19 protein-coding genes are annotated in these 26,206 nt (G+C 60.5%); 14 read left to right on the top strand and 5 right to left on the bottom strand.

All coding sequences use genetic code 11. The annotated features are described in order from the left end of the window. Positions 1-51: 51 nt before the first annotated feature. The 3 genes from hslV to argS form a co-directional block, all read right to left on the bottom strand. Complete coding sequence (gene hslV, locus AC0ZWN_RS22195) at positions 52-582, bottom strand: ATP-dependent protease subunit HslV (RefSeq protein ID WP_016984593.1); 531 nt, start codon at positions 580-582, stop codon at positions 52-54. A gap of 151 nt (positions 583-733) precedes the next feature. Beyond that, positions 734-1,450 (bottom strand): SPOR domain-containing protein, encoded by a 717-nt coding sequence (locus AC0ZWN_RS22190; RefSeq protein WP_007909385.1) that lies wholly within the window; start codon positions 1,448-1,450, stop codon positions 734-736. Position 1,451: 1 nt separating this feature from the next. Further along, positions 1,452-3,188: an arginine--tRNA ligase gene (gene argS / locus AC0ZWN_RS22185; RefSeq protein WP_476336510.1), complete on the bottom strand. Its 1,737-nt coding sequence runs from the start codon at positions 3,186-3,188 to the stop codon at positions 1,452-1,454. On the opposite strand from argS, the gene AC0ZWN_RS22180 reads away from it, so the two are divergent. Continuing rightward, complete coding sequence (locus AC0ZWN_RS22180) at positions 3,187-3,309, top strand: hypothetical protein (protein ID WP_256579857.1); 123 nt, start codon at positions 3,187-3,189, stop codon at positions 3,307-3,309. The two genes, argS and AC0ZWN_RS22180, sit on opposite strands and share 2 nt — an antisense overlap. Positions 3,310-3,402: 93 nt before the next feature. Here the strand turns inward: AC0ZWN_RS22180 and AC0ZWN_RS22175 are convergent, their stop codons facing one another. After that, positions 3,403-5,622 carry a primosomal protein N' gene (locus AC0ZWN_RS22175; protein WP_476336509.1) on the bottom strand — a complete coding sequence of 740 codons (2,220 nt, stop codon included), beginning with the start codon at positions 5,620-5,622 and terminating at the stop codon, positions 3,403-3,405. 287 nt (positions 5,623-5,909) lie between these two features. On the opposite strand from AC0ZWN_RS22175, the gene rpmE reads away from it, so the two are divergent. The 3 genes from rpmE (at position 5,910) to AC0ZWN_RS22160 (ending at position 8,404) form a co-directional block, all read left to right on the top strand. Further along, positions 5,910-6,137, top strand: a complete 228-nt coding sequence (gene rpmE, locus AC0ZWN_RS22170) for a 50S ribosomal protein L31 (RefSeq protein WP_016984589.1) — start codon at positions 5,910-5,912, stop codon at positions 6,135-6,137. A 14-nt stretch (positions 6,138-6,151) separates the two neighbouring features. Beyond that, entirely contained in the window at positions 6,152-6,952 is an 801-nt protein-coding gene (locus AC0ZWN_RS22165; protein WP_476336508.1) for a thermonuclease family protein, read from the top strand. A 183-nt stretch (positions 6,953-7,135) separates the two neighbouring features. Continuing rightward, positions 7,136-8,404 (top strand): malic enzyme-like NAD(P)-binding protein, encoded by a 1,269-nt coding sequence (locus AC0ZWN_RS22160; RefSeq protein WP_090280412.1) that lies wholly within the window; start codon positions 7,136-7,138, stop codon positions 8,402-8,404. 320 nt (positions 8,405-8,724) lie between these two features. Here AC0ZWN_RS22160 and AC0ZWN_RS22155 read toward each other — a convergent pair whose 3' ends face one another. Further along, complete coding sequence (locus tag AC0ZWN_RS22155) at positions 8,725-11,169, bottom strand: penicillin-binding protein 1A (protein ID WP_407082808.1); 2,445 nt, start codon at positions 11,167-11,169, stop codon at positions 8,725-8,727. Between the two features lie 219 nt (positions 11,170-11,388). Between AC0ZWN_RS22155 and AC0ZWN_RS22150 the strand changes: the two genes are divergently transcribed. The 10 genes from AC0ZWN_RS22150 (at position 11,389) to AC0ZWN_RS22105 (ending at position 25,879) form a co-directional block, all read left to right on the top strand. Continuing rightward, the gene (locus AC0ZWN_RS22150) at positions 11,389-12,453 is read left to right on the top strand and encodes a pilus assembly protein PilM (protein WP_093430076.1); all 1,065 of its coding nucleotides are present in this window, start codon (positions 11,389-11,391) and stop codon (positions 12,451-12,453) included. Beyond that, entirely contained in the window at positions 12,453-13,019 is a 567-nt protein-coding gene (locus AC0ZWN_RS22145; RefSeq protein WP_095047205.1) for a PilN domain-containing protein, read from the top strand. Before AC0ZWN_RS22150 ends, AC0ZWN_RS22145 begins: the two co-directional genes overlap by 1 nt. Further along, positions 13,016-13,639 carry a type 4a pilus biogenesis protein PilO gene (gene pilO / locus AC0ZWN_RS22140; protein WP_476336506.1) on the top strand — a complete coding sequence of 208 codons (624 nt, stop codon included), beginning with the start codon at positions 13,016-13,018 and terminating at the stop codon, positions 13,637-13,639. Before AC0ZWN_RS22145 ends, pilO begins: the two co-directional genes overlap by 4 nt. Beyond that, entirely contained in the window at positions 13,636-14,163 is a 528-nt protein-coding gene (locus tag AC0ZWN_RS22135; protein ID WP_257356863.1) for a pilus assembly protein PilP, read from the top strand. The genes pilO and AC0ZWN_RS22135 overlap by 4 nt, the downstream gene beginning before the upstream one ends. 13 nt (positions 14,164-14,176) lie before the next feature. Beyond that, complete coding sequence (locus tag AC0ZWN_RS22130) at positions 14,177-16,255, top strand: type IV pilus secretin PilQ (RefSeq protein WP_476336503.1); 2,079 nt, start codon at positions 14,177-14,179, stop codon at positions 16,253-16,255. A gap of 4 nt (positions 16,256-16,259) precedes the next feature. Continuing rightward, complete coding sequence (aroK, locus tag AC0ZWN_RS22125) at positions 16,260-16,778, top strand: shikimate kinase AroK (protein WP_011332081.1); 519 nt, start codon at positions 16,260-16,262, stop codon at positions 16,776-16,778. 152 nt (positions 16,779-16,930) lie between these two features. Continuing rightward, positions 16,931-18,031, top strand: a complete 1,101-nt coding sequence (gene aroB / locus AC0ZWN_RS22120; protein ID WP_093430081.1) for a 3-dehydroquinate synthase — start codon at positions 16,931-16,933, stop codon at positions 18,029-18,031. A gap of 10 nt (positions 18,032-18,041) precedes the next feature. Next, a complete protein-coding gene (locus AC0ZWN_RS22115) occupies positions 18,042-19,631 on the top strand; it encodes an AAA family ATPase (RefSeq protein ID WP_476336501.1) in 1,590 nt (529 codons plus the stop codon). A gap of 350 nt (positions 19,632-19,981) precedes the next feature. Further along, on the top strand, positions 19,982-24,427 hold the full coding sequence (gene gltB / locus AC0ZWN_RS22110) for a glutamate synthase large subunit (protein ID WP_476336500.1): 4,446 nt from the start codon (positions 19,982-19,984) through the stop codon (positions 24,425-24,427). 33 nt (positions 24,428-24,460) lie between these two features. After that, entirely contained in the window at positions 24,461-25,879 is a 1,419-nt protein-coding gene (locus AC0ZWN_RS22105; RefSeq protein ID WP_007909438.1) for an FAD-dependent oxidoreductase, read from the top strand. Positions 25,880-26,206 lie beyond the last annotated feature (327 nt).

Below are 26,206 nucleotides of genomic sequence, written 5' to 3'. Positions count from 1 at the left end.
AATTGACGGTCCTCAAGCAGAAACAAGCCGTGGCACAGGGCCGCGTCAGGCTTATTCAGCGAGATCCTGCTCCTCAATGGTCTGAGTGTGGTTGGTGAATACACAGATGTCGCCGGCGATGCCAAGGGCGGTTTCGACGATTTCACGGGCCGACAGATCGGTCTTTTTCAGCAGGGCGCTGGCCGCGGCTTGCGCGTAGCCGCCGCCGGAACCCATGGCGATCAGGCCATCTTCGGGCTCGACCACATCACCGTTGCCGGTAATGATCAGCGAGGCGTCCTTGTTGGCGACCGCGAGCATGGCTTCGAGGCGGCTCAGGGAGCGGTCGGTGCGCCATTCTTTGGCGAGTTCGACAGCGGCGCGCACCAGGTGGCCCTGATGTTTCTCAAGCTGGCCTTCGAAACGTTCGAAGAGGGTAAAGGCGTCGGCGGTAGCACCGGCAAAACCGGCGATGACCTGGCCGTGGTACAGGCGACGAACTTTTTTCGCGTTGCCTTTCATCACGGTATTGCCGAGAGAAACCTGGCCGTCGCCGCCCATGACGACTTTGCCGTGACGGCGGACTGAAACGATGGTGGTCAAGGGAAGAGTCTCCACACAGCGGGGCGAAAGTGCCTTATGCCCATTCATATGGGGGTGCTGGAGAGGATTTCAACCGTAGCGCGGCAGAGGGGACGAGCGGCGTGTTGCACCTGATCGTTCCCACGCTCTGCGTGGGAACGATCGGCGGTGATCAGCGGCTTTGGCGTTGTTGTAACAACAGGTTGCTGAAGCCGGCGCCAGCCAGTTGTTTCTGTGCAGTAGTCAGTTGCTCACGGTTGCTGAACGGCCCGACCAAAACGCGATACCAGGTTTCATCCTTCACCGTGCCGGACTCAACCGCTACCGCCTGACCGAGCAGAATGATCTGCGCACGAACCTTGTCAGCATCGGTTTCCTTGCGGAACGAGCCGGCCTGCAAGAAGAACTTGGTTACCGGTGCCGCTTTGCTCACCGGCGGTGCTGGTGGCGGGGTAATCCCGGCCAACGCTGCCTGCGCGCGCGCAGTGTCGATCTTCGCCGCTTCCGCCGGGGTCACTGGCGTGGTCGGGATGGCCGGCACTTGTGGCGTCGGCAGGGTCTTCTCCGGCACCGCGTCCGGCGGCACGATCACTTCCGATTCCGGCAGCAGGGTGTAGAAGTCGTACTTCGGCTTCACCGGTTGCGTCGGGCTCGGCGGGGTCTTGTTGGCCTCGGCGATCTTCGACGCTTTCTGCTGTTGCGCCTGTTCGACTTTCTCGCGCTTGACCGTGTCGCTGCCCTTGCCCGGCTCCAGCTTCATCAGAAACACGATGAACGCGCCGACCGTGAGGCCGATGGCCATCCACAGCCAACCCGGAATCGGTTGCTTCGCAGGAGCTTGGTAACGGCTGGCGCCACGCTTGGGTGCAGGTTTTTTCTTGGCAGCCAACTTACATACGCTCCAGAGTTTCCAGACCCAACAGCTCCAGGCCTTGCTTGAGGGTGCGACCGGTCAGCGCGGCCAGACGCAGACGGCTCTGCATCTGGGCCGGGGTTTCGGCGGCGAGGATCGGGCAGTTCTCGTAGAAGCTGGAGAACAGACCGGCAACGTCGTACAGATAAGTGCAGAGAATGTGCGGCGTGCCTTTGTCGGACACGTTGTTCAGCACTTCGCCGAACTGCGCCAGTTTCGCCGCCAGCTCTTGCTCATGTGCGGCTTCCAGCACAATCTGGCCATCGACTTCGCTGAAGTCCTTGCCCAGTTTGCGGAACACGCCGGCGACGCGGGTGTAGGCGTAGAGCAGGTACGGTGCGGTGTTGCCTTCGAAGTTCAGCATCAGGTCGAAGTTGAAGCTGTAGTCGCTGGTGCGGTGCTTCGACAGGTCGGCGTATTTCACCGCGCCGATGCCGACGACTTTGGCGATGTTGCGCAGCTCGTCTTCGGCCAGTTCCGGGTTCTTCTCTTTCACCAGGCTGTAGGCGCGTTCCTGCGCTTCGGTGAGCAGATCGATCAGCTTCACGGTGCCGCCGTCACGGGTCTTGAACGGACGGCCGTCGGCACCGTTCATGGTGCCGAAGCCCATGTGTTCCATTTCCATCGGATGGGTGACGAAGCCGGCCTTGCGCGCCACGGCGAACACTTGCTGGAAGTGCAGAGCCTGACGCTGGTCGACGAAATACAGTGCGCGGTCGGCTTTCAGCTTGCCACTGCGGTAGCGCACGGCGGCGAGGTCAGTGGTGGCGTACAGGTAACCGCCGTCAGCCTTGACGATGATTACCGGCAGCGGATCGCCGTCAGCATTCTTGAATTCGTCGAGGAACACGCACTGGGCGCCGTTGCTCTCGACCAGCATGCCAGCGGCTTTCAAGTCGTTGACCACGTTGATCAGGTCGTCGTTGTAGGCGCTTTCACCCATCACGTCGGCCATGGTCAGCTTGACGTTGAGCAGTTCGTAGATCTTCTGGCAGTGCGACAGCGAGATGTCCTTGAACCGGGTCCACAGCGCCAGGCACTCGGCATCGCCGGCCTGCAACTTGACCACCAGGCCACGGGCGCGGTCGGCGAATTCTGCGGATTCGTCGAAACGCTGCTTGGCGGCGCGGTAGAAGTTTTCCAGGTCCGACAGCTCATCGCTGGTGATCGGGTTTTCCTGCAGATACGCCATCAGCATGCCGAACTGGGTGCCCCAGTCGCCGACGTGGTTCTGACGGATCACTTCGTCGCCGAGGAAATCCAGTACGCGCGCCACGCCGTCGCCGATGATGGTCGAGCGCAAGTGGCCGACGTGCATCTCTTTGGCCAGGTTCGGTGCCGACAGGTCGACCACGGTGCGCTGCGCCGGGCCAGCCTTGCGCACGCCAATGTGAGCATCAGCCAGTGCGGCATCGAGGCGGTTGGCCAAGGCCTGGGTGTTCTGGAAGAAATTGATGAAGCCCGGGCCGGCGATTTCGGCCTTGGTGACGTTCTCGTCGGCAGGCAGTGCGGCAATGATTTTTTCCGCCAGATCGCGCGGCTTCATGCCCGCAGGCTTGGCCAGCATCATGGCGATGTTGCTGGCGAAGTCGCCGTGGGTCTTGTCACGGGCGTTCTCCACCTGGATCGCCGGCGACAGGCCTTCAGGCAACACACCTTCGTTGACGAGTTGGGTGAGGGCTTGTTGGATCAGCTGGCGAATGGTGTCTTTCATGGTCTTCTCTTTCGACCGCAAGCGCGGCGGGCGCATCGATGCGCGGGTGGAAAAACTGGGCATTATCCGTTGCGAAGACGGGCTTGCCAACCTTAGCAGGCAGCTTATGGATATGTGGTGACATTCAGATCAAAAGATCGCCGCCTGCGGCGGCTCCTACACGGGGATAGGCATTTTCCTGTAGGAGCTGCCGAAGGCGGCGATCTTTCGATCTTCAATACAAATCGACGGGATCGACATCCAGCGACCAGCGCACCGCGCGCCCGCTCGGCATCTGCTCCAGCACCAGCAACCAACTGGCCAGCAACCGATGCAGCGGCGCCCGCGCTGTCGCCTGCAACAACAGCTGCGCGCGATAACGCCCAGCACGACGCTCCATCGGCGCCGGCACTGGCCCGAGCAGTTCAATCCCGCTCAGATTCTGCTCGGTCAGCAAGCGCTCGGCTTCGCTGCACGCCTCATCGAGAAAGCCCTCCGCCTGCCCCGGCTTGTGCGCTTCGGCACGCAACAACGCCAGATGCGCAAACGGTGGCAGTCCGGCAGCCCGTCGTTCGCTCAAGGCCTGTTCGGCAAAGGCGAAATAGCCCTGTTCGGTGAGTTGCACCAATAAAGGATGGTCAGCGAGGTGTGTCTGGATAATCACCTTGCCCGGTTCCTCCGCTCGCCCGGCACGACCTGCGACCTGCACGATCAACTGCGCCATGCGCTCGCTGGCGCGGAAGTCGCCGGAGAACAGACCGCCGTCAGCATCCAGAATCGACACCAGCGTCACCCTTGGAAAATGGTGACCCTTGGCCAACATCTGCGTGCCGACCAGAATGCACGGCTGGCCCTTCTGGATCGTCGCGAACAGTTGATTCATCGCGTCTTTGCGTGACGTGCTGTCGCGGTCGACCCGTAGCACCGGATAATCGGGGAACAGAATCGCCAGTCGCTCTTCGGCGCGTTCGGTGCCCGCGCCCACGGGGCGCAAATCAACCTTGTTGCACTTCGGACACTGGCGCGGTGTGCGCTCGACGTAGCCACAGTGATGGCAACGCAGTTCGCCGTAGCGCTGGTGCACAGTCATCCGCGCATCGCAGCGCGAACACTCGGACATCCAGCCGCAGTCATGACACAACAGTGTCGGGGCGAAGCCGCGCCGGTTGAGGAACACCAGCACTTGCTGGCCGTTGGCGAGGGTCTGGCCGATGGCTTGCTGCATCGGCCCGGAAATGCCGCTGTCCAGTGGACGGCTTTTCACATCCAGCCGCAGGAAGCGGGGCTGCTTGGCACCGCCAGCACGTTCATTCAGGCGTAGGAGGCCGTAACGGCCGGTGTAGGCGTTGTGCAGGCTTTCCAGCGATGGCGTCGCGGAACCGAGGACGATCGGGATGTTTTCCTGCCGCGCACGCACCAACGCCAGATCACGGGCGTGGTAACGCAGGCCTTCCTGCTGTTTATAAGAGCCGTCGTGCTCTTCGTCGATGATGATCAGCCCGGGGTTTTTCATCGGAGTGAACAGCGCCGAGCGGGTGCCGATAATAATGTCGGCCTCGCCATCACGTGCGGCGAGCCAGGCTTCGAGGCGCTCGCGATCATTGACCGCTGAGTGCAGCAGGGCGATGCGCGCGTTGAAGCGCTGCTCGAAACGCGCCAGGGTCTGCGGGCCGAGGTTGATCTCCGGGATCAGCACCAGCGCCTGTTTGCCGGCTTCGAGGGTTTCGCGGATCAGTTGCAAATAGACTTCGGTCTTGCCACTGCCGGTGACCCCGGCCAGCAGGAACGCGTGATAACTGTCGAAGCCGGCGCGGATCGCCTCGTAGGCGGCGCGCTGTTCGGCGTTCAGCGGCAATTCCGGCTGTGCCAGCCAATGTTCATGGCGCACGCCGGGTGCATGCCGGCGGATTTCCACTTGCACCAGATTTTTCGCCAGCAGCAGATCAAGGCTGTCCTTGCTCAGCATCAGTTTGCTCAGCAACTGATGGGCGACGCCGTGCGGGTGTTGAGCCAGCGTCGCCAGTGCTTCGCGCTGGCGCGGTGCGCGGGCGATGCGCGGATCATCAAGGCTGGCGCCGGGGACGATCGACCAGAAGCGCTCCTGTCGGGCCTCGGCCAGTTCGCCTTGGCGCAGCAGCACTGGCAGCGCCCAGCTCAGGGTGTCGCCGAGGCTGTGCTGATAATACTGCGACGTCCACAGGCACAGCTTGAACAGCGCCGGTGGCAGTGGCGCTGTGGCGTCGAGCAGGGCCAGTGCTGGTTTCAGTTTCTCCACCGGCACTTCGCTGGTGTCCGTGACCTCGACCAGAATCCCGATCATCTCGCGTCGACCGAACGGCACTCGCAGGCGCATGCCCGGCTGCAATTGCTCACGCAGCACACCGGCCGGGGCTCGATAGTCGAACAGGCGGCGCAAGGGTGAAGGCAGGGCGAGGCGCAGAATGGCGTCGGGCACGCGGGGGGATCTCTATAAACGGGCGGTATGGCTCGGCACATAACCTTGTAGGAGTGAGCCTGCTCGCGATAGCGGTCTGTCATTCAACATTTATGTCGTCTGAAATACCGCTCTCGCGAGCAGGCTCACTCCTACAAAGGAATCGCGTATTGGGCCGGGAGCCTAGCAGACGGTCGGTCTCGGTGACAGCTTGCGTGTTTGAAAAGGTCTGGTAGAATCCGCGGCCTAATTACGTGCGGTATTCAACAATAGTGTTGGGTGGCGGCACGCTAGCTGAGGAAGACACCATGAAAGCTGATATCCACCCGAATTACCCAGTCATCGCTGTTACCTGCAGCTGTGGCAACAAGTTCGAAACTCGTTCGACTTTCGGCAAAGCTCTGCCAATCGACGTTTGCAACGAATGCCACCCGTTCTACACCGGTAAGCAGAAGACTCTGGACACTGGCGGCCGCGTTCAGCGCTTCGCAGACCGTTTCGGTGCTTTCGGCAAGAAACCTGCTGCTGCAGAGTAAGGTTGAAGGGCCCGGTGGGCTTTTCCTCGTTGCTGAAAAAGGCGTCCCTCGCGGGCGCCTTTTTTGTGTCTGCGATTTGGCTATCCGGCGCGCAGGCCTTCTGTCCGGCGCCTGCGGGACTGGCCAGCGTCACCGTGCAGCGCGTGGTCGATGGCGACACGCTGCGCCTGAGCGACGGTCGCAGCGTACGCATGATCGGCCTCAACACGCCTGAGCTGGGCAGGCAGGGCCGCAGCGACGAACCCTTCGCCGTGGCGGCACGCAAACGCCTGCAAGCGCTGGTCGATGCCAGCGGCGGACGTGTCGGTTTGCGCCCCGGCAAGCAAGCTAAAGACCATTACGGGCGTACGCTTGCGCATATTTACAGCACCAGCGGCGCCAATCTCGAAGCGCAAATGCTCGCCGATGGCCTCGGTTTCCAGGTCGCGGTTGCGCCGAATGTCGATCTTGTTGCCTGCCAGCAAGCCGCCGAACGCAGTGCGCGAAAGGCCGGGCTGGGCCTCTGGCGGCAATCACCTGTACTGAAAGCGGAGCAGATCCAGCGCTCGGGTTTCGCCGTGATCAGTGGGCGTGTGAGCAAGGTTCAGCGCAATCGAGGCGGAATCTGGATCGAGTTGCAGGACTCTCTTGTATTGCGCGTTGCTCCCAATCTGGTCGGACAATTTGACAATGCCCGGTTGCAGGCGTTGAAAGGCAAGCAGATCGAGGCTCGCGGCTGGATCGTTGATCGTTCCCGGCGCGGTGGATTGCAATCCGGCCAGTCGCGCTGGCTGCTTCCGTTGACGGATCCTTCGATGTTGCAAACGCCGCGCTGAAGAAAAATTGTAGACATTTTTTCTGTCGATTGTGAACAGTCTAGCCCTTGTGCGCCGTGGCTCTTGGCCCAAAGTCGTAGGGCAGGGCGCTTGACAGGGGTGACCGCTCAGTCTTGTGGGGACTTTGCGAGGCGCGTATCCTCGCTGACCAGTCTGTCCAACAGTAAAAAGCGGAATGCCAAAATGTCTGATCTGAAAACTGCCGCTCTCGAATATCATGCCAATCCTCGTCCAGGGAAGCTGAGTGTCGAGCTCACCAAGGCCACTGCTACCGCTCGCGACTTGTCGCTGGCCTACAGCCCCGGCGTAGCTGAACCAGTGCGTGAGATCGCTCGCGATCCTGAACTGGCCTACAAATACACCGGCAAGGGCAACCTGGTTGCAGTCATTTCCGATGGCACCGCGATTCTCGGTCTGGGCAACCTCGGCCCATTGGCTTCCAAGCCAGTAATGGAAGGTAAAGGCGTACTGTTCAAGCGCTTCGCCGGCATCGACGTTTTCGACATCGAAGTCGACTCCGAAAGCCCGCAAGCCTTCATCGATACCGTAAAACGCATCTCCATCACTTTCGGTGGTATCAACCTGGAAGACATCAAGGCACCCGAGTGCTTTGAGATCGAACGTGCTCTGATTGAGCAGTGCGACATTCCGGTATTCCACGATGACCAGCACGGCACCGCGATCGTGACCGCTGCGGGCATGATCAACGCCCTGGAAATCGCTGGCAAAACCCTGCCGGAAGCGAAAATCGTCTGCCTGGGCGCCGGCGCTGCCGCCATCTCCTGCATGAAACTGCTGGTGAGCATGGGCGCACGCATCGAAAACATCTTCATGGTTGACCGTACCGGCGTGATCCACTCCGGCCGTGACGACCTGAACCAGTACAAAGCGGTATTCGCTCACGCCACCGAGAAGCGCAGCCTGGCTGACGCACTGGCAGGCGCTGACGTGTTCGTCGGTCTGTCCGGCCCGAACCTGCTGAGCGCAGAAGGCCTGCTGTCGATGGCGGCCAACCCGATCGTGTTCGCTTGCTCGAACCCGGATCCGGAAATCTCCCCGGAGCTGGCGCACGCTACCCGTAGCGACGTGATCATGGCCACCGGCCGTTCGGACTACCCGAACCAGGTCAACAACGTGCTGGGCTTCCCGTTCATCTTCCGAGGTGCCCTGGACGTTCGCGCCAAGCGCATCAACGAAGAAATGAAAGTGGCTGCCGCCAACGCCCTGCGTGAACTGGCCAAGCTGCCTGTTCCTCAGGACGTGTGCGATGCCTACGGTGGTGCTCCGCTGGAGTTCGGCCGTGAGTACATCATTCCGAAGCCAATGGACAAGCGCCTGATCACCCTGATCTCCGACGCTGTGGCCAAAGCCGCGATCGAGACCGGTGTGGCGACTCTGCCGTATCCGAAGAACTACCCGCTGAAAAGCGTGGATGACGTGTTCAACGGCTAAGCCGTTGTAGCGCTTCAAACGAAAGCCCCGGCTCGATAGAGTCGGGGTTTTTTATTGCCTGAAGATCAAGAGCCCCCTCACCCTAGCCCTCTCCCAGGGGGAGAGGGGACTGATTGGGGGATGTTCGGGAGTTACGCCGACCTGAACGTATTGTTTTGAATCCATAATCGACACAGCTCTCTCAGGTCGATGTAGAGCGCTAGACAACTCGGTCAGTCCCCTCTCCCTCCGGGAGAGGGCTAGGGTGAGGGGCTCTAGATCTTCAGCCATAAAAAAGCCCCGCACATCTCACGAAGGCGGGGCTTTTTGCTACTTCAGGATCAGAACAGATCGATCGGCGCCTGCTCATCCGCTGGCAGCGGGCTGCCCGGTACGGCGCCATTACCCAGCTCATTCACCGACGGCGGCGTGTCTTCAGACTTGAACAGCTCGAAATACGCGCCCGGCGTACTCGGCGTCGCCGCACGGCCACTGACCGGATCCACGCGCAGACTCAGCAAACCTTCCGGCTCAGGCTGCACGTGCGGCGGCTTGTCCTTCAGCGCAGCCGACATGTAGTTCATCCAGATCGGCAGCGCCACGGTGCCACCGAACTCGCGACGACCGAGGCTTTCCGGCTGATCGAAGCCAGTCCAGACCGTGGTCACGTAGTCGGCGTTGTAACCGGAGAACCAGGCATCTTTCGATTCGTTGGTGGTACCGGTTTTGCCGGCGATATCGCTGCGGCCCATCGCCAGCGCGCGACGGCCGGTGCCGAGCTTGATCACGTCCTGCAACATGCTGTTGAGGATGTAAGTGGTGCGGCCATCGACAATTCGCTCAGCCACTGCCGGTGTTTGCGGCACGGCCGCGCTGCCCGGCGCCTCGCCCGCAACCGGTGTGGCGTTGACCGTAAACGAATCGGTGTGCGGTGCGGCGATACCGTCCGTCGCCGAACCGCCCTGAGGCACGGTTGGCGGGTTGGCGAGAAACAGCGTATCGCCATTACGGCTTTCGATCTTGTCGATGATGTACGGGGTGATCTTGTAACCGCCGTTGGCGAACGTACTCCAACCGGTCGCAATCTCCATCGGCGTCAGCGTTGCAGTACCCAGCGCCAGCGACAGGTTGGGCGGCAGATCCTGCTTGTTGAAGCCGAAACGGGTGATGTAGTCGATGGTCTTGCCTACGCCCATCGCCTGCAGCAAGCGGATCGACACCAGGTTACGCGACTTGTACAGCGCCTCACGCAGGCGGATCGGGCCGAGGAAGGTGTTGGTGTCGTTCTTCGGGCGCCAGACCTTGTCCAGATATTCGTCGACAAACACGATCGGCGCGTCGTTGACCAGCGTGGCGGCAGTGTAGCCGCTATCCAGCGCGGCACTGTAGACGAACGGCTTGAAGCTCGAGCCGGGCTGACGCTTGGCCTGCATCGCACGGTTGTAGTTGCTCTGTTCGAAGGCGAAACCGCCAACCAGCGAGCGAATCGCGCCGTTCTGCGGATCCAGCGACACCAGCGCACCTTGAGCCTGGGGGATCTGGCTGAACTTCAGTGAATTGTCTTTCTGACGCTGCACGCGAACCAGATCACCGACCGCCGCGACATCCGACGGCTGGCGCGGATTGGCGCCCATGCTGTTGGTGTTGAGGAACGGTCGTGCCCATTTCATGGTGTCCCAGGCGACGTGCTCTTCGCCGGTACGGGTCAGCACTTGCAGGCCGTTCTTGTCGACCTGGGTGACGATGGCCGGCTCCAGGCTGCTGATGGTGCGCTGCTTGGTCAGTTCACTTGCCCAGGCCTCACGGGTCTTGCCCGGCAGACGCGATTCGGGGCCACGGTAGCCGTGACGCTGGTCGTAGGTCATCAAACCTTCGTGCAGCGCGGTGTTGGCCATTTCCTGCAGGTTGCTCGGCACCGTGGTGGTAACGCGGAAACCTTCGGTGTAAGCGTCGCTGCCATAACGACCGACCATCTCGGCACGAGCCATTTCAGCGATATACGGTGCATTCACTTCCGGGGTCGGCACGTGATAGCTGGCGTTCAGCGGTTCGTTGATCGCAGCGGTGTAGTCCGCTTCGCTGATCTTGCCAAGCTTGTACATGCGCCCGAGGATCCAGTCGCGGCGTTCTTTGCTGCGCGCCGGGTTGGCTAGCGGGTTGAAACGCGACGGGGCTTTCGGCAGGCCGGCGATCATCGCCATCTGCGCCAGGCTGACATCACGGATCGACTTGCCGTAATACACCTGCGCCGCTGCTTCGATGCCATAGGCGCGGTTGCCCAGATAGATCTTGTTCACGTACAGCTCAAGGATTTCATCCTTGGTCAGCTGTCGCTCGATCTGCAGGGCCAGAAGAATTTCGGTGGTTTTGCGCGAGAAGCTGCGTTCGCTGGTCAGGAAGAAGTTCTTCGCTACCTGCATGGTGATGGTGCTGCCGCCGGACTGAATGTGTCCGCTTTTGACCAGTTGGGTCGCGGCGCGCATCAGGCTGCTCGGATCGACGCCATAGTGGTTGGCGAAATTGTCGTCTTCAGCACTTAGTAACGCATTAATGAAATTGGGGGGAATGTCGGCGAAACGGATCGGTGTGCGGCGCATTTCGCCAAATTCGGCGATCAACTTGTTGTCGCTGGAGTAGACCCGCAGCGGAATCTGCAACTGAATGCTTCGCAGAGCCTCCACAGACGGCAAACCCGGACTAAGGTAAAGAAACGCGCCGCTGAGACCTAAAAGCAGTCCGCAGAAAACGGCGACGATGGACCAACCGAAAAATTTCAGCAGACGAATCAAGGCTTTTGGACATCCAGTGCAAAGAATGAATTTGGCGACGGGGCTCCGGCTACACACAGAACCATCCGCGCTTGCAGTAAAAAGCGGAAAAAAACGCTGGGCATTATAAGCACTTTTCTGCTGGGGGCGTCATTTGCGCTTCTGTCAAGACGGGGTGAAGGAACGCAATGCGTATTACAGAGTCCGTAACTCACGGAAAGTCATAGGGAATTGGTAGTGCTGGGACTCTTCAATAAAAAGGCCAATACGTTACTGGGGATCGACATCAGTTCCACGTCAGTGAAGCTGCTGGAACTGAGCCGTCAGGGTGATCGCTACCGGGTCGAGGCGTATGCGGTAGAGCCATTGCCAGTCAACGCCGTGGTCGAAAAGAACATCGCCGAACTTGAAGGCGTCGGTCAGGCCCTGAGCCGTTTACTGGTCAAGGCGCGCACCGGGCTCAAGAGCGTGGCAGTCGCAGTGGCCGGTTCTGCCGTGATCACCAAGATCATCGAGATGGACGCCGGGCTGTCCGACGACGAGCTGGAAAACCAGCTGAAGATCGAGGCCGATCAGTACATTCCCTACCCGCTGGACGAAGTCGCCATCGATTTCGAAGTCCAGGGCGTGTCACCGCGCAACCCTGAGCGGGTCAATGTGTTGCTCGCTGCCTGTCGCAAGGAAAACGTCGAAGTTCGTGAAGCGGCGCTGGCCCTCGCCGGGCTGACCGCACGGGTAGTCGACGTCGAAGCCTATGCGCTGGAGCGCTCGTTCGGCTTGCTGGCCACGCAACTGGCGGCTTCTCAGGAGCGTCTGACTGTCGCTGTGGTCGACATCGGCGCGACCATGACCACGCTCAGCGTCCTGCACAATGGCAAGATCATCTATACCCGCGAGCAATTGTTCGGCGGCCGGCAACTGACCGAGGAAATCCAGCGCCGCTATGGCCTGACCCTCGAACAAGCCGGGCTGGCGAAAAAACAGGGTGGCCTGCCCGATGATTACATCAGCGAGGTCTTGCAACCGTTTCGCGAGGCGCTGGTGCAGCAAGTGTCGCGCTCGCTGCAGTTCTTCTTCGCCTCCGGGCAATACAACGCGGTCGATCACATTCTACTGGCCGGCGGCACGGCTTCAGTGCCCGGGCTGGATCGGCTGATCGAACAGCGCCTGAGCACGCCGACACAAGTAGCCAACCCGTTTGCCAACATGGCCTTGAGCAGCAAGGTCAACGCCGGGGCTTTGGCCAGCGACGCGCCGGCGCTGATGATCGCCTGCGGGCTCGCGCTCAGGAGTTTCGACTGATGGCGCGGATCAACCTCCTACCCTGGCGCGAGGAGCGTCGCGAAGAACGGCGCAAACGCTTTCTGCTGGCCTTGATCGGCGTGGTGGTCGGCTCGGTCGGTGCGGTGCTGATTGCCGATCAGGTCATCAGCACCGCCATTGCACGACAAGTGGCGCGCAATGATTACATCGGCAAGCAGATTGCTGTGGTCGACGAACGGATCAAACAGATCAGCGATCTCAAGGCGCGTCGTCAGCAACTGGTCGAGCGCATGCGCATCATCCAGGACTTGCAGGGCAACCGGCAGATCAGTGGGCGAATCTTCGATCAACTGGCGCGCACGCTGCCGGACGGTGTGTATTTCACCGACGTGAAGATGGTTGGCAAAACCCTGTCGATCAGCGGTGCAGCCGAATCGAACAACCGGGTCTCCGAATTGATGCGCAATCTGGATGCTTCCGACTGGTTCGACGCGCCCAGTCTCAACGAGGTGAAGGCGACGACGGCGGGCCAGGTGGATCAGGCCAACACGTTTGAGTTGACCGTACGGCAGACCCAGCCCCGCACCGTGGAGGACGAGCAATGAAGCCGTCCGAATGGCTGGAAAGTCTGCGCGACATCGATTTCAACGACCTCGATACCAGCAACATCGGCTCATGGCCGGCAGCAGTGAAAGCCATCGCCGGGGCGCTGTTGATGGTGTTGGTCCTGGCGCTCGGTTATAACTTTTTCATCAGTGACCTGGAAAACCAACTCGAAGCCAAGCGCGAGGAAGAAACCACGCTCAAGGAGCAGTTCGCCAGCAAGGCACGTCTTTCGGCCAACCTTGAGTTGTACACCCAACAAATGAAGGCGATGGAAAACACCTTTGGCGTGCTGTTGCGCCAATTGCCCAGTGACACCGAAGTGCCGGGCCTGCTCGAAGACATCACCCGCACGGGGCTGGGCAGCGGCCTGGAGTTCGAAGAGATCAAACTGCTGCCGGAGGTCACCCAGCAGTTTTACATCGAGCTGCCGATCCAGATCACCGTCACCGGTGCCTATCACGACCTTGCGACCTTCGTCAGTGGCGTGGCCGGGCTGCCACGCATTGTCACCTTGCACGATTTCGAACTCGCTCCGGCCGATAAAGAGGGCGGGCCGAAGCTGCGCATGAGCATCCTTGCCAAGACCTACCGGTATAACGACAAGGGGCTGCAGAAATGAGCCCGACTCGTTACATCGCGTTGTCGATGACGCTGCTCGCGTTGAACGGTTGTGGTGGCAGCAATGACTTCAGCGATCTTGATGCCTACTTGAATGAAGTGCGCCTGCGCCCGGCAGGCAAGATTGAACCAACCCCGACATTTCGGTCTTACCCAACATTCACTTACAGCGCGGCCAACCTGCGCAGTCCGTTCTCGCGCCAGGTGCGCGTCGATCTGGCCGGGCAGAAGCACGGCTCGCGCAACGTCAAGCCCGACCCCAACCGGGTCAAGCAATACCTCGAAGGTTTCAACATCGAGCAGTTCGAGATGGTTGGCACGATCTCCAATGTTTCCGGCTCCTTTGCGTTGTTGCGCGGTGCTGGCGGCGTACATCGGTTAAAAGTCGGCGATTACCTGGGGCGCAACGACGGTCGCATCGTCGCCATCAGCGCCACCCAGGTCGATGTCGTCGAAATCGTGCCCGACGGCGAAGGCGCCTGGCTGGAGCGTCCGCGCACCATTCCTTTGAAAGAGCACTCATAGTGGAAGTCGAACAATGAACAGGATTTTCTCCACCCTCGGTTTTTCGCTATGGATAGCGCTGATGTCACCGATGGTACTCGCGGCCAATCTGAGGACGCTGGACGTGGCGGCGTTGCCGGGTGATCGCGTCGAGCTGAAGTTGTCGTTCGACGGCCCGCCACCACAACCCAAGGGCTACACCACCGAATCGCCGGCGCGGATTGCCCTGGACCTGCCCGGTGTCGCCAGTGAGTTGGCCAGCAAGAACCTCGATCTGGGCAGCGGCAATGCGCGCACCGCCACTGTGGTTGAGGCCAAGGAGCGCACGCGGCTGATTGTCAGCCTGACGCAACTGGCGCCGTACACCACGCGGGTTGAGGGCAATAACCTGTTCGTGGTGGTCGGTCAGGGCGCACCAGCAGATGCGTCGCGCCCTGCAGCCGTTGCGCCCCGCACTACGGCTAAAGCGGCCGCACCCGCCAAGGCATTTGTGCCGAAAAGCCGGGCGATTCGTGGTGTGGACTTCCAGCGTGGTACGGCGGGGGAAGGCAATGTGGTCATCGACCTGTCCGATCCGACCATCGCCCCGGATATCCAGGAACATGACGGCAAGATCATCCTCAGCTTCGCCCGTACGCAGTTGCCGGACAAGTTGAGGGTACGCCTCGACGTCAAGGATTTCGCCACCCCGGTGCAGTTCGTCAATGCCGGAGTAACCGCTGATCGCACAGTCATTACCGTTGAACCCAGTGGCACCTACGAGTACTCCACCTTCCAGACCGACAACAAACTGACCGTCAGCATCCGCCCGATGACTGTCGATGACCTGCAAAAGCGTAACGCTGACCGCCAGGCGTACGTCGGCGAAAAGCTCTCGCTGAACTTCCAGGACATTGATGTGCGCTCGGTGCTGCAACTGATCGCCGACTTCACCAACCTCAATCTGGTTGCCAGCGACACGGTGCAGGGTGGCATCACCTTGCGCCTGCAAAATGTGCCGTGGGATCAGGCCCTGGATCTGGTGTTGAAAACCAAGGGCCTGGATAAGCGCAAGATCGGCAATGTGTTGCTGGTGGCGCCGGCCGATGAAATCGCTGCCCGCGAGCGTCAGGAACTGGAGTCGCAGAAGCAGATCGCCGAACTGGCGCCGTTGCGTCGTGAGTTGCTGCAAGTGAATTACGCCAAAGCCGCGGACATCGCCAAGCTGTTCCAGTCGGTGACCAGTGCCGAGGCGAAAATCGACGAGCGCGGTTCGATTACCGTCGACGAGCGCACCAACAACATCATTGCCTACCAGACTCAGGATCGCCTCGACGAACTGCGGCGGATCGTGGCGCAACTGGATATTCCGGTGCGTCAGGTGATGATCGAAGCGCGGATTGTCGAGGCCAACGTCGATTACGACAAAAGTCTGGGCGTGCGCTGGGGCGGCTCGATCCAGAACAAGGGCAACTGGAACGCTTCCGGGGTCAACGGTTCATCGACCACCATTGGTACGCCGGGCAGTACCAGCACCAATTCGCCGTTCGTCGACATGGGCACTGTGGGTAATACATCGGGGATCGGCATTGCCTTCATTACCGACAATGTCCTGCTTGATCTTGAGCTGACTGCCATGGAGAAGACCGGCAACGGCGAAATCGTCTCGCAGCCGAAGGTGGTCACCTCCGACAAGGAAACCGCAAAAATCCTCAAAGGCACCGAGATTCCGTATCAGGAAGCCAGCTCCAGCGGCGCGACGTCGGTGTCGTTCAAGGAGGCCTCGCTGTCGCTGGAAGTCACCCCGCAGATCACCCCGGACAACCGCATCATCATGGAGGTCAAGGTCACCAAGGACGAACCGGATTACCTGAACAAAGTGCAGGATGTGCCGCCGATCAAGAAAAACGAGGTCAACGCCAAGGTGCTGGTCAATGACGGCGAAACCATCGTGATTGGCGGTGTTTTCTCAAATACTCAAAGCAAGGTCGTAGATAAGGTGCCATTTCTTGGCGATGTGCCGTATCTTGGCCGCCTTTTCCGGCGTGATGTGGTATCGGAGAAAAAATCCGAGCTGCTGGTATTTCTCACACCACGTATCATGAATAACCAGGCGATTGCTGTGAGTCGTTGATTCTGTGCGAAATTTGATTCTTGTAGGACCGATGGGTGCTGGCAAAAGCACCATCGGCCGGTTACTGGCCAAAGAGCTGCGCCTGCCGTTCAAAGATTCCGACAAGGAAATTGAATTGCGCACGGGCGCCAATATCCCGTGGATCTTCGACAAGGAAGGCGAACCCGGCTTTCGTGACCGTGAGCAGGCGATGATCGCCGAGCTGTGCGCGTTCGATGGCGTGGTGTTGGCGACCGGCGGTGGCGCAGTCATGCGCGATGCCAATCGCAAGGCCCTGCATGAGGGTGGGCGAGTGGTGTATCTGCACGCCTCTGTGGAGCAGCAGGTCGGCCGCACGTCGCGCGATCGCAACCGGCCGTTGCTGCGTACTGCCAACCCGGAAAAAACCCTGCGTGACCTGCTGGCGATCCGCGATCCGCTTTATCGGGAAATTGCCGATCTGGTGGTGGAAACCGACGAGCGGCCGCCACGTATGGTGGTGCTCGACATTCTCGATCGTCTGGCGCAGCTTCCTCCCCGTTAAAGCAGCGCTCGAAATGCGCTATCCTCGGCGTCCTGTCACAGTCCGCCGAGGTTGTGGCGGATGGCGTGCAAGCGGCGTCATACCCGCTATAGGCCGCAGATAACCAATAATTCAGGGCAGGACGCCTGCTTCCATCTTCACTGTGGGGACACATGCAGACACTCAAGGTCGATCTAGGCGAGCGCAGCTACCCGATTCATATTGGCGAAGGTTTGTTGGATCAGCCCGAGCTGCTGGCTCCGCATATCCATGGGCGGCAGGTGGCAATCATCTCCAACGAGACCGTTGCGCCGCTCTATCTTGAACGTCTGACCCGCAGCCTGGCGCAGTTCTCGGTGATCTCCGTGGTGTTGCCGGACGGCGAAGCCTTCAAGAACTGGGAAACCCTGCAACTGATCTTCGACGGTCTGCTGACCGCTCGTCATGACCGCCGCACCACCGTGATCGCTCTTGGCGGCGGTGTGATCGGTGACATGGCCGGTTTTGCCGCTGCCTGTTACCAGCGCGGCGTCGACTTCATCCAGATTCCGACGACATTGCTGTCCCAGGTCGATTCTTCGGTGGGCGGCAAGACCGGTATCAACCATCCACTAGGCAAGAACATGGTTGGCGCGTTCTACCAGCCGAACGTGGTGCTGATCGATACGGCGTCCCTGAAAACCCTGCCAGAGCGCGAGCTGTCTGCCGGTCTGGCCGAAGTCATCAAGTACGGGCTGATCTGCGACGAGCCGTTCCTGACCTGGCTCGAAGAAAACGTCGATGCCCTGCGCGCGCTGGACCAGAAAGCCCTGACTTACGCGATCGAGCGCTCTTGCGCGGCCAAGGCTGCGGTGGTTGGCGCCGATGAGAAAGAAACCGGCGTACGTGCCACGCTCAACCTCGGCCACACTTTCGGCCACGCCATCGAAACCCACATGGGCTATGGTGTCTGGTTGCACGGGGAAGCGGTCGCGGCTGGCACCGTGATGGCGCTGGAGATGTCCGCGCGTCTGGGCTGGATCAGTGACGAGGAGCGTGATCGCGGTATTCGTCTGTTCCAGCGCGCCGGCTTGCCAGTGGTGCCGCCGACTGAAATGACCGAAGCCGATTTTCTTCAACACATGGCAATCGACAAAAAAGTGATCGACGGTCGTCTGCGCCTGGTGCTGCTGCGCCGGATGGGCGAAGCGGTAGTGACCGACGATTATCCGAAAGAGGTTCTACAGGCCACGCTGGGAGCGGATTACCGCGCCCTGGCTCAGCTTAAAGGTTGAAAAGATTCCAATGACTAGTTTGCATGCCGACGAGGCGTTCCTCGGCCATTTCCAGTTAAGTCACGACCCGTTCGCGCCACGCGTGCCGGGCTTCAAGTTCTTCCCGGCTCAGCGCAAACCGGTGCTGGGTCAACTGCATCATCTGGCGCGTTACAGCCAGTTGCTGCTGGTGGTCACCGGCCCGCAAGGCAGCGGCAAGACGTTGCTGCGTCAGGCGCTGGTCGCCAGCACCAACAAGCAGTCGGTACAGAGCGTGGTGGTTTCCGCCCGTGGCGCCGGTGATGCTGCCGGTGTGTTGCGCCAGGTGGCGCAGGCGCTGAACGTCGCTCAGGCCGAAGTTGGCGCGATTCTCGATCAAGTGGTGCAACTCGCACTGACCGGCCAGGAAGTCTATCTGTTGGTGGACGACGCTGAGCAACTCGACGAGTCCGCTCTCGAAGCGCTGATGGCGCTGGGTGCCGGCGCACCGGAAGGTCGCCCGCATGTGTTCCTGTTCGGTGAATCGTCGCTGATCGCTCAGCTCGAGGCTTTGCACCTTGAGGAAGAGCGTTTCCACGTCATCGAGCTGCAGCCGTACACCGAAGAAGAGACCCGCGAATATCTCGACCAACGGCTCGAAGGTGCCGGCCGGGGTGTCGAACTTTTCACCGCGGATCAGATCTCTGATATTCACGAAAGTGCCGAGGGTTGGCCGGGCAACATCAACCAGGTCGCTCGCGATGCTCTGATCGAAGTCATGATTGCCAGCCGCTCTGCGGTCAAGCGTCCAAGTATGGGGTTCAACATGCCGAAGAAACACGTATTGGCGATTTCCGCCGTCGTTGTGGTCGCGGTCGCCGCCGCCTGGTTGATGCCGGGTCGCAATAAGGCGCCAACCACCGGCGCTCCTGCCAATGAACAGGCACAGTTGCCATTGGGGCAGGGTGCCAATGGCGGCGCACCGAACGTCGAGTTCGCCGGCAATACGCAACCGATGCCGTTGCCGCTGGTCGGTAACTCGCAACCGGTCATGCGCGGCCCGCTGGCTGAAGCCGCTGGCGGTATTACCGAAGGCGACGACGGTGTGCCTCTGGAAGGCTCCAGCGCTACACCGCCAACCGTGACCACTTCGGCGCCACCGGCAGGTGTTCCCGCAGGTCCTGCGCCGACACCGGTGCCAGTTCCGGCGGCCAAACCGACTCCTGCGCCAACACAAGTCGCCACCGCCAAGCCTGCTCCGGCAGCGCCAGCGACGAAACCGGCTCCAGCGCCGGCCAAGCCCGTCGCCGCGACGAAACCGGCCGAGAAGCCTGTGACCGTCGCCAAAGCCGCCGGTGGCAGCTGGTATGCCGGTCAGCCGACCGGCAATTACGTGGTGCAGATCCTCGGCACCAGCTCTGAAGCGGCAGCGCAAAACTTCGTCAAAGAGCAGGGCGGCGAGTACCGTTATTTCAAAAAAGTCCTCAACGGCAAACCGCTTTACGTGATCACCTACGGCAACTTCGCCAATCGTGATGCAGCCGTTTCTGCCATCAAGGCCTTGCCAGCGAAGGTTCAGGCTGGTAAACCTTGGCCTCGCACTGTCGCCAGCGTCCAACAGGAACTGGCAACAACTCGCTGAAGATTCGGCGGCCTTACCCAGGCCGCCTCTCCAAGCACCTCAAAATTTCTACGAGTGCGCGCCGCCTTCTCAGGTCGCGTGCCTTGTGGTGTCTGCGTCACAGTAGTCTTTGAGTCGTTGCGGTCAAAATTAAAAAAGTTTTGACTAGCACAGCAGATCGCTTTAAACCTTTCACAAATGCGACATGAATTTGCGACATTTCGTCGTCAAATTTGTGAGCCTCTGTGTCGCTGTGTACAATGACCACCCTTTTGCCCCCGCCAAGCCGGCGTACGTTCGGCGCAGGACGCAAGTGGTTGAATTGAAAAGAAATTTGCCTCGAAAAGAGGCAGCCTGGTGAGAAAGTGTCTATGAAAGCAGGTCTGTACCAACCAGATGAATTCAAGGATAACTGCGGTTTCGGCCTGATAGCCCACATGCAGGGCGAGCCCAGTCATACCCTTTTGCAAACGGCCATCGAGGCCCTGACCTGCATGACCCACCGCGGTGGGATTAATGCCGACGGCAAGACCGGTGACGGTTGCGGTCTGCTGATTCAAAAACCTGATGCGTTCCTGCGCGCCATTGCCCAGGAAACCTTCAGCGTCGAGCTGCCCAAGCAATACGCGGTGGGCATGGTCTTCTTCAACCAGGATCCGGCCAAGGCCGAAGCCGCTCGCGAGAACATGAACCGCGAGATCCTCGCTGAAGGCCTGCAACTGATCGGCTGGCGCAAAGTGCCGATCGACACCAGCGTCCTCGGCCGCCTGGCCCTTGAGCGTCTGCCGCAAATCGAGCAGGTGTACATCGGCGGCGAAGGCCTGAGTGATCAGGACATGGCCGTGAAGCTGTTCAGTGCGCGTCGTCGTTCGTCGGTGGCCAACGCCGTCGACTCCGACCACTACATCTGCAGCTTTTCGCACAAGACCATCATCTATAAAGGCCTGATGATGCCGGCCGATCTGGCCGCGTTCTATCCAGACCTGAGCGACGAGCGCCTGCAAACCGCGATCTGCGTGTTCCACCAGCGCTTCTCCACCAACACCCTGCCGAAATGGCCGCTGGCCCAGCCATTCCGCTTCCTCGCCCACAACGGCGAGATCAACACCATTACCGGTAACCGTAACTGGGCGCAGGCCCGTCGGACCAAGTTCACCAACGATCTGATGGATCTGGAAGAACTTGGCCCGCTGGTCAACCGTGTCGGTTCCGACTCCTCGAGCATGGACAACATGCTCGAGCTGATGGTCACCGGTGGCATCGACCTGTTCCGTGGTGTGCGGATGATCATTCCGCCAGCGTGGCAGAACGTTGAAACCATGGACCCGGATCTGCGTGCGTTCTACGAGTACAACTCGATGCACATGGAGCCGTGGGACGGCCCGGCCGGCGTAGTAATGACCGACGGTCGCTACGCGGTGTGCCTGCTCGACCGTAACGGTCTGCGTCCGGCACGCTGGGTCACCACCACCAACGGTTTCATCACCCTCGCCTCGGAAATCGGCGTGTGGGACTACAAACCGGAAGACGTGATTGCCAAGGGCCGTGTCGGCCCAGGCCAGATCTTCGCCGTGGACACCGAAACCGGGCAGATCCTCGACACTGATGCGATCGACAACCGTCTGAAATCCCGTCATCCGTACAAGCAATGGCTGCGCAAGAATGCCCTGCGCATCCAGGCGACCATGGAAGACAACGACCACGGTTCGGCGTTTTACGACGTTGATCAGCTCAAGCAATACATGAAGATGTATCAGGTCACGTTCGAAGAGCGCGATCAGGTCCTGCGTCCGCTCGGCGAGCAAGGCTACGAAGCCGTTGGCTCGATGGGCGATGACACGCCGATGGCCGTGCTCTCGCAGCGTGTGCGCACGCCGTACGACTACTTCCGCCAGCAGTTCGCGCAGGTCACCAACCCGCCGATCGACCCGCTGCGTGAAGCGATCGTGATGTCGCTGGAAATCTGCCTCGGTGCCGAGCGCAACATTTTCCAGGAGTCGCCGGAACACGCTTCGCGCGTGATCCTCAGCTCGCCGGTGATCTCGCCGGCCAAGTGGCGCTCGCTGATGAACCTCGACCGCCCGGGTTTCGAACGGGCGATCATCGACCTCAACTACGACGAAAGCGTTGGCCTCGAAGCGGCGATCCGCAACGTTGCCGATCAGGCTGAAGAAGCCGTGCGCGCCGGTCGGACCCAGATCGTTCTGAGCGACCGCCATATTGCCCCGGGCAAACTGCCGATCCACGCTTCGCTGGCGACCGGCGCGGTACACCACCGCCTGACCGAAAAAGGCCTGCGCTGCGACTCCAACATCCTGGTTGAAACCGCAACCGCCCGTGACCCGCATCATTTTGCGGTGCTGATCGGTTTCGGCGCCTCGGCGGTGTATCCGTTCCTGGCCTATGAAGTGCTGGGCGACCTGATCCGCACCGGTGAAGTACTGGGCGACCTCTACGAGGTGTTCAAGAACTACCGCAAAGGCATCACCAAAGGTCTGCTGAAGATCTTGTCGAAAATGGGCATCTCGACCATCGCTTCGTACCGCGGTGCGCAGTTGTTCGAAGCCATCGGCCTGTCCGAAGAAGTGTGCGACCTGAGCTTCCGTGGCGTGCCGAGCCGCATCAAGGGTGCGCGTTTCGTCGACATCGAAGCCGAGCAGAAAGCGCTGGCCACCGAAGCCTGGAGTCCGCGCAAGCCGATCCAGCAGGGCGGTCTGCTGAAGTTCGTCCACGGTGGCGAATACCACGCCTACAACCCGGACGTGGTCAACACCCTGCAAGCTGCCGTGCAGCAGGGCGACTACGCCAAGTTCAAGGAATACACCTCGCTGGTGGACAACCGTCCGGTGTCGATGATTCGCGACCTGTTCAAGGTCAAGACCCTCGACAAGCCGCTGGACATCAGTGAAATCGAGCCTCTGGAATCGGTGCTCAAGCGCTTCGACTCCGCCGGTATCTCGCTGGGCGCCTTGTCGCCGGAAGCTCACGAAGCCCTGGCCGAAGCTATGAACCGCCTCGGTGCGCGTTCCAACTCCGGCGAAGGTGGTGAAGATCCGGCGCGTTACGGCACCATCAAGAGCTCGAAAATCAAGCAAGTCGCGACTGGCCGTTTCGGGGTAACCCCGGAATACCTGGTCAACGCTGAAGTGCTGCAGATCAAGGTCGCGCAAGGCGCCAAGCCGGGCGAGGGCGGGCAACTGCCGGGCGGTAAAGTGAACGGTTTGATCGCCAAGCTGCGTTACGCAGTGCCGGGCGTGACCCTGATTTCGCCGCCGCCGCACCACGACATCTATTCGATCGAAGACTTGTCGCAGCTGATTTTTGACCTGAAGCAGGTCAACCCGAAAGCACTGGTGTCGGTCAAATTGGTAGCCGAAGCAGGCGTCGGCACCATCGCCGCCGGTGTGGCCAAGGCCTATGCGGACTTGATCACCATCTCCGGCTACGACGGTGGCACCGGTGCTTCGCCGCTGACCTCGATCAAATACGCCGGCGCGCCGTGGGAACTCGGCCTCGCTGAAACCCACCAGACCCTGCGCGGCAACGACCTGCGCGGCAAAGTCCGGGTGCAGACCGACGGCGGCCTGAAAACCGGCCTCGACGTGATCAAGGCAGCGATTCTCGGCGCCGAAAGCTTCGGCTTCGGTACTGCGCCAATGATCGCCCTGGGCTGCAAATACCTGCGTATCTGCCACCTGAACAACTGCGCCACCGGCGTCGCGACGCAGAACGAGAAGCTGCGCAAGGATCACTACATCGGTACCGTCGACATGGTGGTGAACTTCTTCACCTACGTCGCCGAGGAAACCCGTGAGTGGCTGGCCAAGCTCGGCGTACGCTCCCTCGAAGAGCTGATCGGTCGTACCGATCTGCTGGAAATTCTCGAGGGCCAGACCGCCAAGCAGAACCACCTGGATCTGACGCCACTGTTGGGCAGCGATCACATCCCGGCAGACAAACCGCAGTTCTGCGGTGTTGAGCGCAACCCGCCGTTCGACCAAGGTTTGCTGGCCGAGAAAATGGTCGAGATGGCCTCGTCGGCGATCAACGACATGAGCGGCGCCGAGTTCGATCTGGACATCTGCAACTGCGACCGTTCGATCGGCGCGCGGATCTCCGGCGAAATCGCCCGCAAGCATGGCAACCAAGGGATGGCGAAAGCGCCGATCACCTTCCGCTTCAAGGGCACGGCGGGTCAGAGCTTCGGCGTGTGGAACGCCGGCGGTCTGAACATGTACCTCGAAGGCGACGCCAACGACTACGTCGGCAAAGGCATGACCGGTGGCAAGCTGACCATCGTGCCGCCGAAGGGCAGCGTTTACAAAACTCAGGAAAGCGCCATCATCGGCAACACCTGCCTGTATGGCGCCACTGGCGGCAAGCTGTTCGCCGCCGGCACCGCAGGCGAGCGTTTCGCCGTGCGTAACTCCGGTGCCCACACGGTTGTGGAAGGCACTGGCGATCACTGCTGTGAGTACATGACCGGTGGTTTTGTCTGCGTTCTGGGCAAGACCGGTTACAACTTCGGCTCTGGCATGACCGGTGGTTTCGCCTACGTGCTCGATCAGGACAACACCTTCGTTGACCGGGTCAACCACGAACTGGTGGAAATCCAGCGGATCAGCGGCGAGGCGATGGAAGCCTATCGCAGCCACCTGCAAAACGTGCTGAACGAGTACGTCGCGGAAACCGACAGCGAGTGGGGTCGTGAACTCGCTGAAAACCTCGATGACTACCTGCGCCGTTTCTGGCTGGTCAAGCCTAAGGCTGCCAACCTGAAGTCGTTGCTTTCCAGCACTCGTGCCAACCCGCAGTGATATGCGCCTGAAGAGTTTGATGAGGTTTTAACAATGGCTGAACGTCTGAATAACGACTTCCAGTTCATCGATGTCGGGCGCAAAGATCCGAAGAAGAAACTGTTGCGTCAACGCAAAAAAGAGTTCGTCGAAATCTACGAACCGTTCAAACCCCAGCAGTCGGCCGATCAGGCCCACCGCTGCCTGGGTTGCGGCAACCCGTATTGCGAATGGAAGTGCCCGGTGCACAACTTCATTCCCAACTGGCTGAAGCTGGTGGCCGAAGGCAACATCCTTCAGGCCGCCGAGCTGTCGCACCAGACCAACACCCTGCCGGAAGTCTGCGGCCGGGTGTGCCCGCAGGATCGTCTGTGCGAGGGTGCCTGCACCCTTAACGACGGTTTCGGCGCGGTGACCATCGGTTCGGTCGAGAAGTACATCACCGACACCGCGTTCGCCATGGGCTGGCGCCCGGACATGTCCAAGGTCAAACCGACCGGCAAGCGTGTCGCCATCATCGGCGCGGGCCCGGCGGGTCTGGGCTGTGCCGACGTGCTGGTACGCGGCGGCGTGACCCCTGTGGTGTTCGACAAGAACCCGGAAATCGGCGGTCTGCTGACCTTCGGCATCCCCGAGTTCAAGCTGGAAAAGACCGTGCTGAGCAATCGTCGCGAAGTCTTCACTGGCATGGGCATCGAGTTCCGTCTGAATACCGAAGTCGGCAAAGACGTGACCATGGAACAACTGCTCGCCGAATACGACGCAGTGTTCATGGGCATGGGCACCTACACCTACATGAAGGGCGGTTTTGCCGGTGAGGATCTGCCGGGCGTTTATGACGCGCTGGACTTCCTGATCGCTAACGTCAATCGCAACCTGGGCTTTGAAAAGTCGCCGGAAGATTTCGTCGACATGAAAGGCAAGAAGGTTGTGGTACTCGGCGGCGGCGACACGGCGATGGACTGCAACCGCACGTCGATCCGTCAGGGCGCCAAGTCGGTGACCTGCGCTTATCGTCGCGACGAAGCGAACATGCCCGGCTCGCGCAAAGAGGTGAAGAACGCCAAGGAAGAAGGCGTGAAATTCCTCTACAACCGCCAGCCGATCGCTATCGTCGGCGAAGACAAGGTTGAAGGCGTGAAAGTGGTCGAGACCCGTCTCGGCGAACCGGACGCCCGTGGCCGTCGCAGCCCAGAGCCGATCCCGGGTTCCGAAGAGATCATCCCGGCTGATGCCGTGGTTATCGCGTTCGGTTTCCGCCCGAGCCCGGCGCCGTGGTTCGAACAGTTCGAAATCCAGACCGACAGCCAGGGCCGCGTTGTTGCGCCTGAGCAAGGTCAGTACAAGCACCAGACCAGCAACCCGAAAATCTTTGCCGGTGGCGACATGGTGCGCGGTTCCGACCTGGTGGTGACGGCGATCTTCGAAGGTCGCAACGCCGCCGAAGGGATCCTCGATTACCTGGGCGTCTGATCCCGGCTCCTGAGCCAAAGCAACACCCCTGTGGGAGCGAGCTTGCTCGCGAAAGCGGTCTATCAGCCAACTGTAATGTTGGATGTACCGGCCCTTTCGCGAGCAGGCTCGCTCCCACAGTTGTTTTTGGGTGCTGCAAAATCAGCATTCCAACGCAATTGATCGTTCCCACGCTCTGCGTGGGAATGCAGCCGGGGACGCTCTGCGTCCCAAAAAGCTTGACGCAGAGCGTCACAGGAGGCGTTACCACGCAAAGCGTGGGAACGATCATTGCGCAATAAATTGACCCGATAGACAAAAGGCTGACCTGCATCCGTGCCTTTTGCG

Source organism: Pseudomonas sp. 3B-A001-10F (assembly GCF_056313565.1).
This window is presented reverse-complemented; position numbering and strand designations above follow the sequence as displayed.

Coding starts and splice junctions, on each gene's coding strand:
- AC0ZWN_RS22180 (WP_256579857.1), top strand. CDS start 3,187: ATGGTCTTCTCTTTCGACCGCAAGCGCGGCGGGCGCATCGATGCGCGG.
- AC0ZWN_RS22135 (WP_257356863.1), top strand. CDS start 13,636: ATGAGCCCGACTCGTTACATCGCGTTGTCGATGACGCTGCTCGCGTTG.
- AC0ZWN_RS22105 (WP_007909438.1), top strand. CDS start 24,461: ATGGCTGAACGTCTGAATAACGACTTCCAGTTCATCGATGTCGGGCGC.
- argS (WP_476336510.1), bottom strand. CDS start 3,188: ATGAAAGACACCATTCGCCAGCTGATCCAACAAGCCCTCACCCAACTC.
- rpmE (WP_016984589.1), top strand. CDS start 5,910: ATGAAAGCTGATATCCACCCGAATTACCCAGTCATCGCTGTTACCTGC.
- aroB (WP_093430081.1), top strand. CDS start 16,931: ATGCAGACACTCAAGGTCGATCTAGGCGAGCGCAGCTACCCGATTCAT.
- pilO (WP_476336506.1), top strand. CDS start 13,016: ATGAAGCCGTCCGAATGGCTGGAAAGTCTGCGCGACATCGATTTCAAC.
- AC0ZWN_RS22145 (WP_095047205.1), top strand. CDS start 12,453: ATGGCGCGGATCAACCTCCTACCCTGGCGCGAGGAGCGTCGCGAAGAA.
- AC0ZWN_RS22160 (WP_090280412.1), top strand. CDS start 7,136: ATGTCTGATCTGAAAACTGCCGCTCTCGAATATCATGCCAATCCTCGT.
- gltB (WP_476336500.1), top strand. CDS start 19,982: ATGAAAGCAGGTCTGTACCAACCAGATGAATTCAAGGATAACTGCGGT.
- AC0ZWN_RS22130 (WP_476336503.1), top strand. CDS start 14,177: ATGAACAGGATTTTCTCCACCCTCGGTTTTTCGCTATGGATAGCGCTG.
- AC0ZWN_RS22115 (WP_476336501.1), top strand. CDS start 18,042: ATGACTAGTTTGCATGCCGACGAGGCGTTCCTCGGCCATTTCCAGTTA.